This is a genomic window from Pseudomonas taetrolens (assembly GCF_900475285.1).
Classification (GTDB): Bacteria; Pseudomonadota; Gammaproteobacteria; order Pseudomonadales; family Pseudomonadaceae; genus Aquipseudomonas; species Aquipseudomonas taetrolens.
Map to the genome: position 1 here is coordinate 102,071 of NZ_LS483370.1, position 14,400 is coordinate 116,470.

The 14,400-nt window shown below is 58.2% G+C and carries 15 protein-coding genes; 12 read left to right on the forward strand and 3 right to left on the reverse strand.

The genetic code is table 11. The annotated features are described in order from the left end of the window. Positions 1–38: 38 nt before the first annotated feature. The 6 genes from DQN55_RS00500 (at position 39) to DQN55_RS00525 (ending at position 5,365) form a co-directional block, all read left to right on the forward strand. Positions 39–902 (forward strand): YicC/YloC family endoribonuclease, encoded by an 864-nt coding sequence (locus DQN55_RS00500; RefSeq protein WP_048381367.1) that lies wholly within the window; start codon positions 39–41, stop codon positions 900–902. A 13-nt stretch (positions 903–915) separates the two neighbouring features. After that, the gene (gene gmk / locus DQN55_RS00505) at positions 916–1,536 is read left to right on the forward strand and encodes a guanylate kinase (protein WP_048381365.1); all 621 of its coding nucleotides are present in this window, start codon (positions 916–918) and stop codon (positions 1,534–1,536) included. Positions 1,537–1,704: 168 nt separating this feature from the next. Beyond that, entirely contained in the window at positions 1,705–1,968 is a 264-nt protein-coding gene (gene rpoZ, locus DQN55_RS00510) for a DNA-directed RNA polymerase subunit omega (RefSeq protein WP_016782707.1), read from the forward strand. Positions 1,969–2,028: 60 nt separating this feature from the next. After that, positions 2,029–4,134 (forward strand): bifunctional GTP diphosphokinase/guanosine-3',5'-bis pyrophosphate 3'-pyrophosphohydrolase, encoded by a 2,106-nt coding sequence (spoT, locus tag DQN55_RS00515; RefSeq protein ID WP_048381363.1) that lies wholly within the window; start codon positions 2,029–2,031, stop codon positions 4,132–4,134. A 36-nt stretch (positions 4,135–4,170) separates the two neighbouring features. After that, positions 4,171–4,551 carry a RidA family protein gene (locus DQN55_RS00520; protein ID WP_025130815.1) on the forward strand — a complete coding sequence of 127 codons (381 nt, stop codon included), beginning with the start codon at positions 4,171–4,173 and terminating at the stop codon, positions 4,549–4,551. Positions 4,552–4,621: 70 nt separating this feature from the next. Further along, on the forward strand, positions 4,622–5,365 hold the full coding sequence (locus tag DQN55_RS00525; protein WP_048381360.1) for a putative periplasmic lipoprotein: 744 nt from the start codon (positions 4,622–4,624) through the stop codon (positions 5,363–5,365). Positions 5,366–5,416: 51 nt separating this feature from the next. On the opposite strand, the gene DQN55_RS00530 is transcribed toward DQN55_RS00525, so the two are convergent. Next, positions 5,417–6,274 carry an SDR family oxidoreductase gene (locus tag DQN55_RS00530; protein ID WP_048381358.1) on the reverse strand — a complete coding sequence of 286 codons (858 nt, stop codon included), beginning with the start codon at positions 6,272–6,274 and terminating at the stop codon, positions 5,417–5,419. A 188-nt stretch (positions 6,275–6,462) separates the two neighbouring features. On the opposite strand from DQN55_RS00530, the gene exbB reads away from it, so the two are divergent. The 6 genes from exbB to DQN55_RS00560 all read left to right on the forward strand — a co-directional run bounded on the left by exbB (position 6,463) and on the right by DQN55_RS00560 (position 13,331). Then, on the forward strand, positions 6,463–7,440 hold the full coding sequence (gene exbB / locus DQN55_RS00535) for a tonB-system energizer ExbB (protein ID WP_048381356.1): 978 nt from the start codon (positions 6,463–6,465) through the stop codon (positions 7,438–7,440). A 6-nt stretch (positions 7,441–7,446) separates the two neighbouring features. Next, positions 7,447–7,872, forward strand: a complete 426-nt coding sequence (gene exbD, locus DQN55_RS00540) for a TonB system transport protein ExbD (RefSeq protein ID WP_048381354.1) — start codon at positions 7,447–7,449, stop codon at positions 7,870–7,872. Further along, the gene (locus DQN55_RS00545; protein ID WP_048381353.1) at positions 7,869–8,615 is read left to right on the forward strand and encodes an energy transducer TonB family protein; all 747 of its coding nucleotides are present in this window, start codon (positions 7,869–7,871) and stop codon (positions 8,613–8,615) included. The genes exbD and DQN55_RS00545 overlap by 4 nt, the downstream gene beginning before the upstream one ends. A gap of 232 nt (positions 8,616–8,847) precedes the next feature. After that, the gene (locus DQN55_RS00550; protein WP_048381352.1) at positions 8,848–9,768 is read left to right on the forward strand and encodes a hydrogen peroxide-inducible genes activator; all 921 of its coding nucleotides are present in this window, start codon (positions 8,848–8,850) and stop codon (positions 9,766–9,768) included. 8 nt (positions 9,769–9,776) lie between these two features. Beyond that, a complete protein-coding gene (gene recG / locus DQN55_RS00555; protein WP_048381712.1) occupies positions 9,777–11,852 on the forward strand; it encodes an ATP-dependent DNA helicase RecG in 2,076 nt (691 codons plus the stop codon). 69 nt (positions 11,853–11,921) lie between these two features. Then, entirely contained in the window at positions 11,922–13,331 is a 1,410-nt protein-coding gene (locus DQN55_RS00560) for an HDOD domain-containing protein (protein WP_048381350.1), read from the forward strand. Between the two features lie 39 nt (positions 13,332–13,370). Here the strand turns inward: DQN55_RS00560 and DQN55_RS00565 are convergent, their stop codons facing one another. Both DQN55_RS00565 and DQN55_RS00570 read right to left on the reverse strand, forming a co-directional pair. Next, positions 13,371–13,751 carry a hypothetical protein gene (locus DQN55_RS00565; RefSeq protein WP_048381348.1) on the reverse strand — a complete coding sequence of 127 codons (381 nt, stop codon included), beginning with the start codon at positions 13,749–13,751 and terminating at the stop codon, positions 13,371–13,373. A 208-nt stretch (positions 13,752–13,959) separates the two neighbouring features. Beyond that, on the reverse strand, positions 13,960–14,235 hold the full coding sequence (locus DQN55_RS00570; RefSeq protein WP_048381345.1) for an HU family DNA-binding protein: 276 nt from the start codon (positions 14,233–14,235) through the stop codon (positions 13,960–13,962). Positions 14,236–14,400 lie beyond the last annotated feature (165 nt).

Sequence of the window (14,400 nt, forward strand, 5' to 3'; positions counted from 1 at the left end):
CCGTCAGGCTTCATTCATTGAATCGCGAGGTACCGTCCATGGTACACAGCATGACCGCCTTTGCCCGCGTCGAAAGCGTCGGCACTCAGGGCACCCTGAGTTGGGAGTTGCGCTCGGTCAACAGCCGCTACCTGGAACCGCACCTGCGTCTGCCCGAGTCTTTCCGGGATCTCGAAGGCGCCGTGCGTGAAGCGCTGCGCCAGGGTATTTCCAGGGGCAAGCTGGAATGCACCCTGCGTTTTACCGAGGAAACCACGGGCAAACCGCTGCAGGTTGACCGGGAGCGCGCCGCGCAACTGGTTGCCGCCGCTGAAACGATCGCCAGCCTGATCAAGCAGCCGGCTGCGCTCAATCCTCTGGAAGTGCTGGCCTGGCCCGGGGTTCTGGTCGCCGATGCCAGTGACCCGCAGGCGCTCAACACTCAGGCGCTGGCGTTGTTCAAGCAAGGCCTGCAAGAGCTGAAAAGCGGCCGCGAGCGCGAAGGTGCGGAGCTGGCACGCTTGATCAGCGAGCGTTTGACCGCCATTGAAGGCGATGTCGACACCTTGCGCGAGCTGGTGCCCCAGATGCTCGCTACGCAACGTCAGAAGGTGCTGGATCGCTTCGCCGACATGAAGGCCGAACTTGATCCCCAGCGTCTTGAGCAAGAAATGGTCATGCTGGCGCAAAAAAGTGACGTCGCGGAGGAGCTTGACCGTTTGAGCACCCACATTCTCGAGGTGCGTCGCGTCCTCAAGTCGGGGGGGGCCGCAGGTCGACGTCTCGACTTCCTGATGCAAGAGCTTAACCGTGAGGCCAACACCCTTGGCTCCAAGGCGTTTGATCCACGCAGCACGCAAGCGGCGGTCAACCTCAAAGTGTTGATCGAGCAGATGCGCGAACAAGTACAGAATATTGAGTAAGGCTCCCCCTGACATGAACCACAGCACTGGCACCCTCTACATCATTTCTGCGCCTTCGGGTGCGGGCAAGACCAGCCTGGTCAAAGCATTGATCGACGCTGAGCCGCAGATCCGCGTTTCGGTGTCGCACACCACGCGGGCCATGCGTCCGGGTGAAGCCGATGGTGTGAACTATCATTTTGTCGAGCGCGAAGAGTTCGTGAAAATGATCGAGCACGGCGATTTCCTGGAGCGCGCCGAGGTGTTCGGCAATCTCTATGGCACGTCGCAGAGCCATTTGCAGCAAACGCTGGATGAAGGCCACGACCTGATTCTGGAAATCGACTGGCAAGGTGCTGAACAGGTGCGCCAGGTGATGCCCAAGGCACGCTCGATCTTCATTCTGCCGCCGAGCCAGGAAGCGCTGCGTCAGCGTCTGGACAACCGTGGGCAGGACAGCGACGAAATCATTGATGGCCGGATGCGCGAAGCCGTGAGCGAAATGAGTCACTATGTTGATTATGACTACCTGATCATCAATGACGATTTTACCCATGCGCTTGATGACCTGAAGGCGATTTTTCGCGCCAATCAGCTCCAGCAAAAGCGTCAGCAGCAGCGTTATGGCAAATTACTGGCTGAGTTGCTCGGCTAAAGGGCTCTTCCCAAAACACCTGCAAGGGCCTTACATTGGCGCTTGCAGAGGTGTTTGGGGAGTTGCTTGAAAAATCAGCGCTTCCCTAATCGCTGGTGATTTTTTAAACTGTTGAGTCCGCTCGCCCATCCGGGCAGCGCGCATATTGCATTTGCTACGAGGAAGACCATGGCCCGCGTAACCGTTGAAGACTGTCTAGAACACGTGGATAACCGCTTTGAGCTGGTCATGCTGTCTACCAAGCGTGCCCGTCAACTGGCCACCGGCGGTAAAGAGCCTTTGGTTCAGTGGGAAAACGACAAGCCTACCGTTGTCGCCCTGCGTGAAATCGCCGAAGGCCTGATGAGCTACGAGTTTATCGCCAACGCTGAAATCGTCGAAGACGAACCGCTGTTTGCAGCGTTCGAGGACGAGTCCAACGAGGCGAACTAAGCCTATGCCCGGTCGACGTAGCACGGCGAAGGGTAAAAAGTTTTGGCAGGAGGATTCCTCATGCCGAGCATAGACGCCCTCGCCGATCGCTTGTCGACGTACCTCGGTCCGGACCAGGTCAATCTGGTCCGCCGGGCGTACTTCTACGCAGAACAAGCCCACGACGGCCAACGCCGACGTAGCGGCGAACCGTATGTCACGCATCCGCTGGCAGTCGCAAACATCCTTGCCGAAATGCATATGGACCATCAGAGCCTGATGGCGGCCATGTTGCATGACGTGATCGAGGACACCGGTATTGCCAAGGAAGCGCTTGTCGCTCAGTTTGGCGAGACCGTGGCCGAGTTGGTCGATGGGGTCAGCAAGCTGACTCAGATGAACTTCGAAACCAAGGCTGAAGCCCAGGCTGAAAACTTTCAGAAGATGGCTATGGCCATGGCACGCGATATTCGCGTGATCCTGGTGAAACTGGCTGATCGCCTGCACAACATGCGTACCCTCGAAGTACTGTCCGGCGAAAAGCGCCGGCGGATTGCCAAGGAAACCCTGGAAATCTACGCACCCATTGCCAATCGGCTGGGTATGCACAGTATTCGTATCGAATTCGAAGACCTTGGTTTCAAAGCGATGTACCCGATGCGCTCCGCGCGCATTTATCAGGCCGTGAAGCGCGCCCGGGGCAATCGCAAGGAAATCGTCAATAAAATTGAAGAGTCGCTCAGCCACTGTCTCGCCATCGACGGCATTCAGGGCGAGGTAAGCGGCCGTCAAAAGCATATCTACGGCATTTACAAAAAAATGCGCGGCAAGCGCCGGGCTTTCAACGAGATCATGGATGTTTACGCGTTCCGGATCATCGTCGACAAGGTCGATACCTGCTACCGCGTGCTGGGCGCTGTACATAATTTGTACAAGCCTCTCCCGGGTCGTTTCAAGGACTACATCGCCATTCCCAAAGCCAACGGCTATCAGTCGTTGCATACCACGCTGTTTGGCATGCACGGCGTACCGATCGAAATTCAGATCCGTACCCGTGAAATGGAAGAAATGGCCAACAACGGGATCGCCGCTCACTGGTTGTACAAGTCCAGTGGCGACGAACAGCACCAGGGCACTCATGCCCGTGCGCGGCAGTGGGTCAAAGGCGTGCTGGAGATGCAGCAGCGCGCAGGCAACTCCCTTGAATTCATCGAAAGCGTGAAGATCGACCTGTTCCCGGACGAAGTTTACGTGTTCACGCCCAAAGGCCGAATCATGGAGCTGCCCAAAGGCTCCACGGCGGTCGACTTTGCTTACGCAGTGCATACCGATGTGGGTAATAGCTGTATTGCATGCCGGATCAATCGCCGTCTCGCACCGCTGTCCGAGCCGCTGCAAAGTGGCTCCACGGTCGAGATCGTCAGCGCACCGGGTGCCCGCCCCAACCCGGCCTGGCTCAACTTTGTGGTCACCGGCAAGGCCCGTACGCATATTCGCCATGCCCTCAAGTTGCAGCGTCGTTCCGAGTCGGTGAACCTGGGCGAGCGTCTGCTGAACAAGGTGCTAAACGGTTTCAACAGCGCGCTGGACAAGATTCCGGCAGAGCGTGTTCAGGCAATGCTTCAGGAATACCGCCTGGAACAGATCGAAGATCTGCTTGAGGACATTGGCCTGGGTAACCGTATGGCTTACGTGGTGGCCCGGCGCTTGTTGGGCGAAGGTGAAGCATTGCCTAGCCCCGAGGGTCCGCTGGCGATTCGCGGTACTGAAGGTCTGGTGCTCAGTTACGCCAAATGCTGTACGCCGATCCCGGGTGACCCGATTGTGGGTCATCTGTCTGCGGGCAAAGGCATGGTTGTGCACCTGGACAACTGCCGCAATATCAGCGAAATCCGCCATAACCCCGAAAAATGCATCCAGCTTTCGTGGGCCAAGGATGTTACCGGAGAGTTCAACGTCGAATTGCGCGTCGAACTGGAACATCAGCGTGGCCTGATTGCGCTGCTTGCCAGCAGCGTCAACGCTGCCGATGGCAACATCGAAAAAATCAGCATGGACGAGCGCGATGGCCGCATCAGTGTGGTCCAGCTCGTCGTCAGCGTGCACGACCGTGTGCACCTGGCCCGTGTGATCAAAAAACTACGTGCTCTTACCGGGGTTATCCGCATCACCCGCATGCGTGCATAACCCGTTCATAAGCCCGGCCATTACAAGGAGTCATTCATGACCAAGACCGTTATCACCAGCGACAAGGCACCTGCCGCTATCGGCACTTATTCCCAGGCGATCAAGGCTGGCAATACTGTCTACATGTCCGGCCAGATCCCGCTTGACCCAAAAACCATGGAGCTGGTTGAAGGGTTTGAAGCCCAGACTGTCCAGGTGTTTGAAAACCTGAAGTCGGTTGCTGAAGCTGCGGGCGGTTCGTTCAAGGACATCGTCAAGCTGAACATCTTCCTGACTGACCTGAGCCACTTCGCCAAGGTCAACGAGATCATGGGCAAGTACTTCGAACAGCCTTACCCGGCTCGCGCCGCCATTGGCGTTGCTGCCCTGCCAAAGGGTTCGCAGGTCGAGATGGACGCCATTCTGGTAATTGAGTAATGCCCTCGGCGCAGCATCTTCATGCTGCGCCAACCCCCTCGCTTGTCCCCCGTTCTAAAAGGATTCCGCTATGCGCAAAGCGCTAGTCATGTCACTGCTCACTCTTGTTTTGGGTGGCTGTGCCAGCGAACCCGCCCACCGCGATATCAGTGGTGTCTGGATCAACCAGGCCGCAATCGACGCAGCTGCCAAAGGCGGGAACCTGCGTGAGGCCCTGCTGGCCAATGGCCCGAACCTGGAATGGGATATCGACGCCAAAAGGGCTCAAGCCAACTACACCAATGGTTTTGAGCGAGTCGAAGGCAAGTTGATGCCTGAAAACAAGGGCGTTTGGCAGGTCAGCTTCTACGGCAGCTCGGCCACGGTCTTGAGCCTTGCCGGCGACCAGCTGATACAAGCCGCTGCCGAGTCCGACCCCCAGCAATCGTTCGTTCGCTCGCCTGTCAGCGTGACAAGCGATGCTCCGCTTGGCTCCAGTTTTGAAGCGGCGCTCAAGTCAGCTTATTTGGGTGGCCAGTGGCATATTGTCAGTGGTCAGGGGCAAGGCGGCGAAGTGACTTTCTTGCCTGATGGTCAGATCAAGGGACTGCCAGGCAGCAGTATTTACGCCCTGTGTTTGGCAGGCGACTGTGCATCGATGAGTGGTGAGTACGACAGCCTTTGGTTGCAGCAGGGCGATACAGGTGCTGCGCATATTTTTGTGCGCAACGGCCCGCAGCTGGAAATTTTCCAGGCGCTTGACGCTGCCCAGCCCGACGAAATGCCACAGTTTTACCCGGGCAAGCGGGAGTGGGTGCTGAAAAAGCAGCCCTGATGCAGAGCGGTAGCCGCTGCCGCCGTCTGCGGCAGCGGTGATATGAAGCCGTTATGCCTTCGTTGCCAGAATTTTCCCATATCCCTCGCGATAGCTCGGGTAGCGCGGTTCCCAGCCCAACGCCCTGGCGCGGGCGTTGCTGCAACGCTTGCTGCCCGCCCGTCTGACGCTGGCCTCGGCTGCCCATTCCGTCACGCCCAGTTGCTCACGTAACCAGTCCACGACCTGCGCCAAGGGGGCGGGGGCGTCATCGACGCCGATATAGCAATCATCCAGGGTTTTGCCGTGTCGGGCGGCGTTCAACAGGAAGGCCAGAAGACCGCCGGCGTCATCGGCATGGATCCGATTGCCATACAGCGGGGGATCAACGGCGACACGATAGCCTTCACGAACCTGGCTCAGCATCCACTCACGTCCTGGCCCGTAGATTCCGGTCAGACGCACCACACTGGCCGGGATGCCGCTGTCCAGCGCCACTTGCTCGGCCTGTCGCATGATTCGCCCCGAGTAGCTCGTGGCTTCAGCCGGGGATGTTTCATCGATCCATTCCCCATCTTTTTGGCCATAAACGCCGCTGCTTGATACAAACAGCAGGCGTTTTGGGCGCTGGCCATTTTTCTTCAGCCAGCCAAGGGTGTGCTTGAGCCCTTCGACATAAGCCGCTTGATACCCGGCTTCGTCGTGAGTGGTAGCCGCAGTGCTGTACACCAGATAGTCGATCTGGCCTTTTGGCCATTGCGCCGGGCATGACGCATCGAACAGATCCCCGGCGACTCCGATAACGCCATCGGGCAGACGATCGACAGAACGGCGCAGGCCATACACCAACCAGTCATTGTCGAGTAACTGAGTGGCCAGGCGGCTTCCTACATCGCCGCATCCGACGATCAGAACGGAGGTTCTTGGCATCTCGAAATTCCTAATCAAAAGTTACAAAGCAGCATAAATAGGTGCTACCAAGGTCGTGACATTTGAAAAAAACAGATGCTATTGCTTTTGTTAACAAGAATTACTTGCAATAATAACGCATCGTTTGCTTTGGGTCTTACACCGCGCTGTAGGGCAAAACCCTTTTACTATCTTCAGGTCCGGCTAGCATGACATGCAATCATCCCACCGCTTCGCCAACCCAGCTTTTTAGCCCAAAACGCGTCTGGCGTGGGGTTGCCGCGCTGATGTTCAGCCTGCTGCTGGCACCTGCCGCGTCCTTTGCCGACGAGCCTGCGACACCGGCCGCTCAGCCGGCCACTGTGGCTGCAGCCCCTGCATCACCGGCGCCTGTCGCGATTGATCCTACCTCGTCTGAAGAAGCTGTAGCCCCGGCAGGCGAAGAACCGCAAATCATTGCCGAAGAAGCCAACAGCCTGGGCATGGCCCATGACCTCTCGCCTTGGGGCATGTACCAAAACGCCGACATCATCGTGAAACTTGTGATGATTGGTCTGGCGATCGCTTCGATCATCACCTGGACCATCTGGATTGCCAAAGGCTTTGAAGTCCTGGGCGCCAAGCGTCGTCTGCGTGTTGAAATCAGCAACCTGAAAAAAGCCGGCACCCTTAAGGAAGCCAGCGAGACGGCAGCCAAAAAAGGCACGCTCGCCTACTTGCTGGTTCAGGATGCGCTTGAAGAAATGCGTCTGTCGGCCAATAGCCGCGAAAAAGAAGGCATCAAGGAGCGTGTCAGCTTCCGTCTGGAGCGTCTTGTGGCTGCCTGTGGCCGCAACATGAGCAGCGGCACTGGCGTGCTTGCCACCATCGGCTCTACAGCACCGTTCGTCGGTCTGTTCGGTACCGTATGGGGCATCATGAACAGCTTCATCGGTATCGCCAAAACGCAAACCACCAACCTGGCTGTGGTCGCTCCCGGCATCGCCGAAGCCCTGCTGGCCACGGCATTGGGTCTGGTCGCCGCGATCCCTGCTGTTGTGATTTACAACGTATTCGCCCGCTCTATCACCGGTTACAAGGCCCAGGTCGCTGATGCATCGGCTGAAGTACTGCTGCTGGTAAGCCGTGATCTTGATCACCTGCCGCCCGAGCGCAGCTCGCAACCGCACATGGTGAAAGTGGGGTAATCGGCCATGGGCCTGCATTTAAAAGAAGGCGATGACGATCTCGCCGAGAACCATGAAATCAACGTCACCCCTTTTATTGACGTGATGCTGGTGCTGCTGATCATCTTCATGGTGGCAGCACCGTTGGCGACCGTGGATATCAAGGTTGACCTGCCTGCTTCGACCGCCAAACCTGCTCCGCGGCCCGAGAAACCGGTATTCCTCAGCGTCAAGGCTGATCAGCGCCTGTTCTTGGGTGAAGAGCCGGTCAGTGTTGAAGCACTGGGCCCGACCCTGGATGCCAGGACTAAAAACAACAAAGACACGACGATCTTCTTCCAGGCCGACAAAGGCGTGGATTACGGTGACTTGATGAGCGTGATGGATGCATTGCGCGCTGCCGGTTACCTGAAGGTGGGTCTGGTCGGACTTGAGACGGCAGCCAAGAAATGACCATGACGCGCTCAAAGATGACGCGTTACGGAGTCAGCTTGGCCGCGGTGTTGGGTATCCATGCAGTGGCAGTGATTCTTGCCCTGCAATGGTCCACCCCTCGTGCGATCGAACTTCCGCCTCAGGCGATGATGATCGATCTGGCACCGCTGCCGGCACCTCCGCCGCCTGCTCCGCCGAAAGTGGTGACCCCGCCACAACCGCCGACGCCTGTGGAAGAGTTGCCGATACCCAAGCTGGCCGAAGCGCCTAAACCGAAGATTTCTGTACCTAAACCGGTCAAGCCCAAGCAAAAGCCTCAACCGCCCAAGCCTGAGAAAAAACCGGAACCGGTCAAGGAAAAGCCTTCAGAAGAGAAGCCAAGCGATGCCACGCCGACCAAAACGCCAAGCGTCAAGTCAGCGGCTCCGGCTCCAGGTCCATCGGCCCAGCAATTGGCTGCCAAAGCCAGTTGGGAAGGCGCATTGCTGAGCCACCTGGGCAAGTACAAGAAGTATCCTGCGGCTGCTCAGTCGCGCGGCAAGGAAGGTTTGAACCGACTGCGCTTCGTCGTTGATGCCGAAGGTAAGGTGCTGTCCTACGAGCTGGTTGGACGCTCTGGCAACGCTGATCTGGACCGGGCTACTCTGGAAATGATTCGCCGGGCACAGCCATTGCCCAAGCCTCCGGCAGATATGCTGACCAATGGCAGCATCGAAATTGTCGCTCCCTTCGTTTACTCCATCGATAAACGTCGGCGATAAACCCTCACGAGCCAGCCCGACCATACGGTGAATATTCACCGTATGGTCGGGTTGACCCGCCAGGGCTCCCTCCCCTCCAGGCCTGTGCCTCGCTCTCCTGTCGCTCTTGCCCATAGATATTTTTCCTGACGGACATTGATTGGCGACTGTAGCTCCGTGGGCAATGTCTGATAACGTGCGTCTATCGATTGCAGCCGCTATGCTTTGGCCCGCAACCTCATGGACGTCCGCTATGACTCTCACAGAATTACGCTACATCGTTACTCTTGCCCAAGAACAACACTTCGGCCATGCGGCTGAACGTTGCCATGTCAGCCAGCCGACGCTGTCGGTCGGTGTCAAAAAGCTGGAGGACGAGCTCGGTGTGCTGATTTTCGAGCGCAGCAAAAGCGCCGTGCGAGTAACACCTGTGGGTGAAGGCATCGTTGCCCAGGCCCAAAAGGTACTGGAACAAGCCCAAGGTATCCGCGAACTGGCCCAGGCCGGCAAGAATCAGTTGACGGCGCCACTCAAGGTCGGCGCGATCTACACTGTGGGTCCGTATCTATTTCCGCACCTGATTCCACAACTGCATCGGGTTGCCCCGCAAATGCCGTTGTACATCGAAGAAAACTTCACTCACGTGCTGCGTGACAAGCTGCGTAACGGCGAACTGGATGCAATCATCATCGCGTTGCCATTCCAGGAAGCGGACGTGCTGACCCTGCCGCTCTACGACGAACCGTTCTACGTACTGATGCCAAGCGAGCATCCGTGGACGAAAAAAACCACCATCGACGCCAGTTTGCTCAATGACAAAAGCCTGCTGTTGCTGGGCGAAGGTCACTGCTTCCGCGATCAGGTGCTTGAAGCCTGCCCGACGCTGGCCAAAGGCAGCGATGGGGCCAAGCACACCACGGTCGAGTCCAGTTCGCTGGAAACCATTCGCCACATGGTTGCGTCTGGTTTGGGGATCTCGATCCTGCCGCTGTCGGCAGTCGACAGCCATCATTACTCGCCCGGCATTCTGGCCGTGCGTCCGTTGACCCCGCCAGTCCCCTTCCGCACGGTTGCGATTGCCTGGCGCGCCAGCTTTCCACGACCTAAAGCCATTGAAATTCTCGCGGATTCGATCCGTTTGTGCTCGGTGGCCAAGCCGCCGGCCGAGAAGTAAGCCTGCCGATGACCGAGTTGTCGAATGTGTCGGTCACCGCGCTCAAAGGCGTGGGCGAGGCCATGGCCGAAAAATTGGCCAAAGTGGGGTTGGAAAACGTTCAGGACGTCCTGTTTCATTTGCCCTTGCGCTATCAGGATCGAACCCGTGTGGTTCCGATTGGTGCTTTGCGCCCGGGCCAGGATGCCGTGGTCGAAGGTCGGGTTATAGGGGCCGATGTGGTGATGGGCAAGCGCCGCAGCTTGCTGGTGCGCATCAATGATGGCACCGGCGGCCTGAGCCTGCGTTTCTATCATTTCAGCAATGCACAAAAAGAAAGCCTCAAGCGTGGCACCGAAGTGCGCTGCTATGGCGAGGCGCGTCCCGGTGCGTCGGGGCTGGAGATCTACCACCCCGAATATCGCGCCATTACCGGCGATGAACCGCCGCCCGTGGACACCACGCTGACGCCGATTTATCCGACCACCGAGGGCCTTACGCAGCAGCGCCTGCGCCAACTCAGCCAGCAGAGTCTGGCCATGCTTGGCCCGCGCAGCCTGCCGGACTGGCTGCCGCCGGAGCTTGCCAACGACTATCAGTTGGCCCCGCTGGATGAAGCCATCCGTTATCTGCATCAGCCGCCAGCCGATGCCGATGTTGAGGAGCTCGCCCTGGGCCATCATTGGGCACAACACCGCCTGGCCTTTGAAGAGCTGCTGACTCACCAGCTTTCGCAGCAGCGCTTGCGCGAGAGCCTGCGTTCGCTGCGGGCGCCTGCCTTGCCCAAAGCCCAAAAGCTGCCGGCACAGTTTCTGGCCAATCTGGGTTTCCCGCCCACAGGCGCGCAAGTGCGAGTCGGCAACGAAGTGGCCTATGACCTCAGTCAACCGGAGCCCATGCTGCGTTTGATCCAGGGCGATGTGGGTGCGGGCAAGACCGTTGTGGCGGCGCTGGCAGCCTTGCAGGCGCTCGAAGCGGGCTATCAGGTGGCGCTGATGGCGCCCACTGAAATCCTTGCCGAGCAGCATTTCATCAACTTCCAGCGCTGGCTTGAGCCCTTGGGGCTTGAGGTGGCGTGGCTGGCGGGCAAGCTTAAAGGCAAAGCGCGTCTGGCTGCGATGGAGCAGATTGCCAACGGCACCCCCATGGTCGTCGGCACCCATGCGCTGTTCCAGGAGCATGTCCAGTTCAAGAGTCTGGCATTGGTCATCATCGACGAACAGCACCGTTTCGGTGTACAGCAGCGCCTGGCCCTGCGTAACAAGGGGGTGGGTGGCGCGATGTGCCCGCATCAACTGATCATGACCGCGACCCCCATCCCGCGCACGCTCGCCATGAGCGCTTATGCCGATCTCGACACCTCGATTCTCGACGAACTTCCGCCGGGCCGGACACCGGTCAACACTGTGCTGGTGGTCGATACACGGCGTATCGAAGTGATTGAGCGGGTGCGTGCGGCCTGTGCCGAGGGGCGGCAGGCCTATTGGGTATGCACCCTGATCGAAGAATCCGAAGAGATGACCTGCCAGGCCGCGCAAACCACGTTTGAAGACCTCTCCAGCGCCTTGGGCGAACTGCGTGTCGGGTTGATTCATGGCCGCATGAAGGCCGCGGAAAAGGCGGCGGTCATGGCGCAATTCAAGGCCGGTGAGCTGCAGTTGCTCGTAGCGACAACAGTGATCGAGGTGGGTGTCGATGTGCCCAATGCCAGCTTGATGATCATCGAAAACCCCGAACGCCTGGGCCTGTCGCAGTTGCATCAGCTGCGCGGGCGTGTGGGCCGTGGCAGCGCCGTCAGTCATTGCGTGTTGCTGTATCACCCACCATTGTCACAAATCGGACGTCAGCGTCTGGGTATCATGCGCGAAACCAACGACGGATTTGTGATCGCCGAAAAAGACCTTGAACTGCGTGGTCCCGGCGAAATGCTGGGGACCCGGCAGACCGGTCTTTTGCAATTCAAAGTGGCTGACCTGATGCGCGATGCTGATCTGCTGCCGGCCGTGCGCGACGCTGCACTGGCATTGATTGAGCGCTGGCCGTCCCATGTCAGTCCATTGCTGGATCGCTGGCTGCGCCATGGTCAGCAATACGGACAGGTGTAAAAGATCATTCAGTAAATGGAAACGCGGCCGATCAAGTCAGGAGTTATCAATTGGAGTTGCAGGAATCGAATGCAGGCCACGCTTGAAGTTGTCAGTGCTCCTCTCGTTGTGAACACGCCGTCTGCTGTCCGGACGTTGCTCGCTGAGTGGGCAATACCGTGCAGGGAGGTCACCGACCTTCCGGGGCTGAATCCTGCCAGCAAGGTTCAGGCCGTGTTGCTCGATGACGCCAGCGGTACCCTGATGGTGCTCTTCGGGCAGAGCCACTTGCTTGATCTCACCTGCCTGGCCAGTGTGACCGGGCGTCATATGACCGCGGTGAGCCGCGATCGCCTTGAGGACGTACTCGGCAAGCACGATCTGAAGCAACTGCCGGGTGTGCCGGTATTGATTGGCTCGCCTTGCCTGTATGAAGAGCACTTGCTGTTGCAACCTTTGCTCTTGATCAGCTCAGGCGAGCCAGGTCTGCTGCTGGAAATGGCTCAAGAAGATTTCAGACGGCTGCTCGGTGATGCCCGCGCCGGGCATTTTGCTGAGCCCGTAAGCACCTTGCCGTTCAATCTCGATTGTCCGGATCATGACGCAGAGGCCATCACCCAAGCGGTGAAAGCCTTTACGGCGCGTCGTATCCAGCAACGTCTGGAAGCCACCATCGAGTTACCGCCGCTGGCCGAGAGTGTGCGCAAAATCATGCGCCTGCGGGTCGATCCGCATGTCTGCGTGGATGAAATCGCAAGCGTTGTTGAAACCGACGCGGCACTCGCGGCGCAAGTTGTCAGCTGGGCGTCCTCCTCTTACTACGCCGCACCGACCAAAATTCGCTCGGTTGAAGATGCGATTGTGCGTGTGTTGGGGGTCGACCTGGTGATCAACCTCGCGTTGAGCCTGTCGTTGGGTAAAACCCTGCACTTGCCCCAGGATAACCCGCAGTCCAGTACGCCCTATTGGCAGCAGTCGATTTATACGGCAGCGGTCATCGAAGGGATCACCCGGGCCATTGCACCGCAGCGCCGCCCGGAAACTGGCCTGGCCTATTTGGCTGGCCTGCTGCACAACTTTGGCTATTTGGTTCTGGCGTATGTGTTCCCGCCACACTTCTCACTGATTTGTCGCCATCTTGAAGCCAATCCGCACGTCCCCCACTTCATCATCGAACAGCACTTGCTGGGCATCTGCCGCGAACAAATGGGCGCCTGGTTGATGCGCTATTGGGGAATGCCTGAGGAGTTGGCCGCCAGCTTGCGTTTTCAGCACGACCCGGGCTACACCGCCAGCCATGCGGATTACCCGAATCTGGTGTGCATTGCGGTGAGCCTGCTGCGCAACCGAGGGATTGGGCATGGCCCGTGTACGCCGCTGCCTGACGCCTTGTTTGAGCGCCTGGGCCTGACGCGGGAAAAGGCAGAGGATGCGGTCAGCAAAGTGCTGGAGGCCGAGGTGCTGCTGCGCGAGCTGACGGCGCAGTTCAATCAGGCGTGAATCCCCTTTTTTAAAAGCCCGCAGCCCATGGTCTGATCATCACGCCTGGGTTTTTTTCCGCGGCTTGAGGTATTTGGTCAGTCCCTGGAACCAGATCACCTGGGCCGGGTTGCCTTTGATCTGAATCGATTTGTCCTGAATCCCGGTCATGAACGCCAGTTGCTTGTTTTTGGCTTGCAGCGTTTCGAAGCCATAAGCGGCATCCTTGAACGCGATGGCAAAGGCCGGTTCCGGATAGACGCCCGAGTGGCTGGTGATACGCAGGTTCTTGACCTTGAAGTGACGGGCGACTTTGCCATCGAGGGTTTGCAGCTGGAATACCAGATCCTTGTCAGCCAGTTGTTGCTGAAAGGCAGGGTTTTTACGGCTGGCTCTGCCCATCAGAAAGCCCAGAATCCAGAGCAAAAAGCGAAATTTCATGTACGCGGCCTCGAAGGAATAATAAATGGCCGGCGCAGTGTAACGATTTGAGCGAGGAACGCCATATATCTACTGATATAGGCGCAGATGGGGTGTGTTTTGCCACTTATGGCCGCATGATCGGCCGGGTCTTGATCAAGAATGGGCCGCCAGCCAGGCCGGCTTGCCCATTCTTCAGGGCCATCGCGAGCAACGCCCGTTCACGGTCTTATGGGTTGACGCTGTCTTTGAGGAACTTGCCCGGTTTGAAGGCCACAGTGTTGCTGGCTTTGATCGTTACCGGCTGACCGGTTTGCGGATTCTGGCCGGTACGGGCGCCGCGATGACGCTGAATAAAGGTACCGAAGCCGACCAGCGTAACGCTGTCTTTACGGTGCAGAGCCTGGGTGATTTCTTCAAGCACTGCATTGAGTACGCGACTGGCTTGTTCTTTGGTGAGGTCGGCCTTTTCAGCAATAGCGGCGGCGAGATCTGGTTTACGCATGATGAAGCCTCTTTAGACGGTTTTTTGTTGTTATGTCCGTGCTGCTCTCTGCGGAGCAGCGCCCAAGGCGCCGCAGGCTCTAAACTGCGGCAGACCGGTGTGAGAATGGCACGCGGCCAAGGCCGGCGCCAGCCTCTGGGAGGGCTTTGTTGAGGCAAGGCAAGG

Excerpts from the sequence above, each read along its gene's own strand:
- DQN55_RS00530 (WP_048381358.1), bottom strand. The coding sequence starts at position 6,274 with ATGCCAAGAACCTCCGTTCTGATCGTCGGATGCGGCGATGTAGGAAGC.
- rpoZ (WP_016782707.1), top strand. The coding sequence starts at position 1,705 with ATGGCCCGCGTAACCGTTGAAGACTGTCTAGAACACGTGGATAACCGC.
- DQN55_RS00550 (WP_048381352.1), top strand. The coding sequence starts at position 8,848 with ATGACTCTCACAGAATTACGCTACATCGTTACTCTTGCCCAAGAACAA.
- DQN55_RS00525 (WP_048381360.1), top strand. The coding sequence starts at position 4,622 with ATGCGCAAAGCGCTAGTCATGTCACTGCTCACTCTTGTTTTGGGTGGC.
- DQN55_RS00520 (WP_025130815.1), top strand. The coding sequence starts at position 4,171 with ATGACCAAGACCGTTATCACCAGCGACAAGGCACCTGCCGCTATCGGC.
- DQN55_RS00570 (WP_048381345.1), bottom strand. The coding sequence starts at position 14,235 with ATGCGTAAACCAGATCTCGCCGCCGCTATTGCTGAAAAGGCCGACCTC.
- recG (WP_048381712.1), top strand. The coding sequence starts at position 9,777 with ATGACCGAGTTGTCGAATGTGTCGGTCACCGCGCTCAAAGGCGTGGGC.
- spoT (WP_048381363.1), top strand. The coding sequence starts at position 2,029 with ATGCCGAGCATAGACGCCCTCGCCGATCGCTTGTCGACGTACCTCGGT.
- DQN55_RS00500 (WP_048381367.1), top strand. The coding sequence starts at position 39 with ATGGTACACAGCATGACCGCCTTTGCCCGCGTCGAAAGCGTCGGCACT.
- exbD (WP_048381354.1), top strand. The coding sequence starts at position 7,447 with ATGGGCCTGCATTTAAAAGAAGGCGATGACGATCTCGCCGAGAACCAT.
- gmk (WP_048381365.1), top strand. The coding sequence starts at position 916 with ATGAACCACAGCACTGGCACCCTCTACATCATTTCTGCGCCTTCGGGT.
- DQN55_RS00560 (WP_048381350.1), top strand. The coding sequence starts at position 11,922 with ATGCAGGCCACGCTTGAAGTTGTCAGTGCTCCTCTCGTTGTGAACACG.
- DQN55_RS00565 (WP_048381348.1), bottom strand. The coding sequence starts at position 13,751 with ATGAAATTTCGCTTTTTGCTCTGGATTCTGGGCTTTCTGATGGGCAGA.
- exbB (WP_048381356.1), top strand. The coding sequence starts at position 6,463 with ATGACATGCAATCATCCCACCGCTTCGCCAACCCAGCTTTTTAGCCCA.
- DQN55_RS00545 (WP_048381353.1), top strand. The coding sequence starts at position 7,869 with ATGACCATGACGCGCTCAAAGATGACGCGTTACGGAGTCAGCTTGGCC.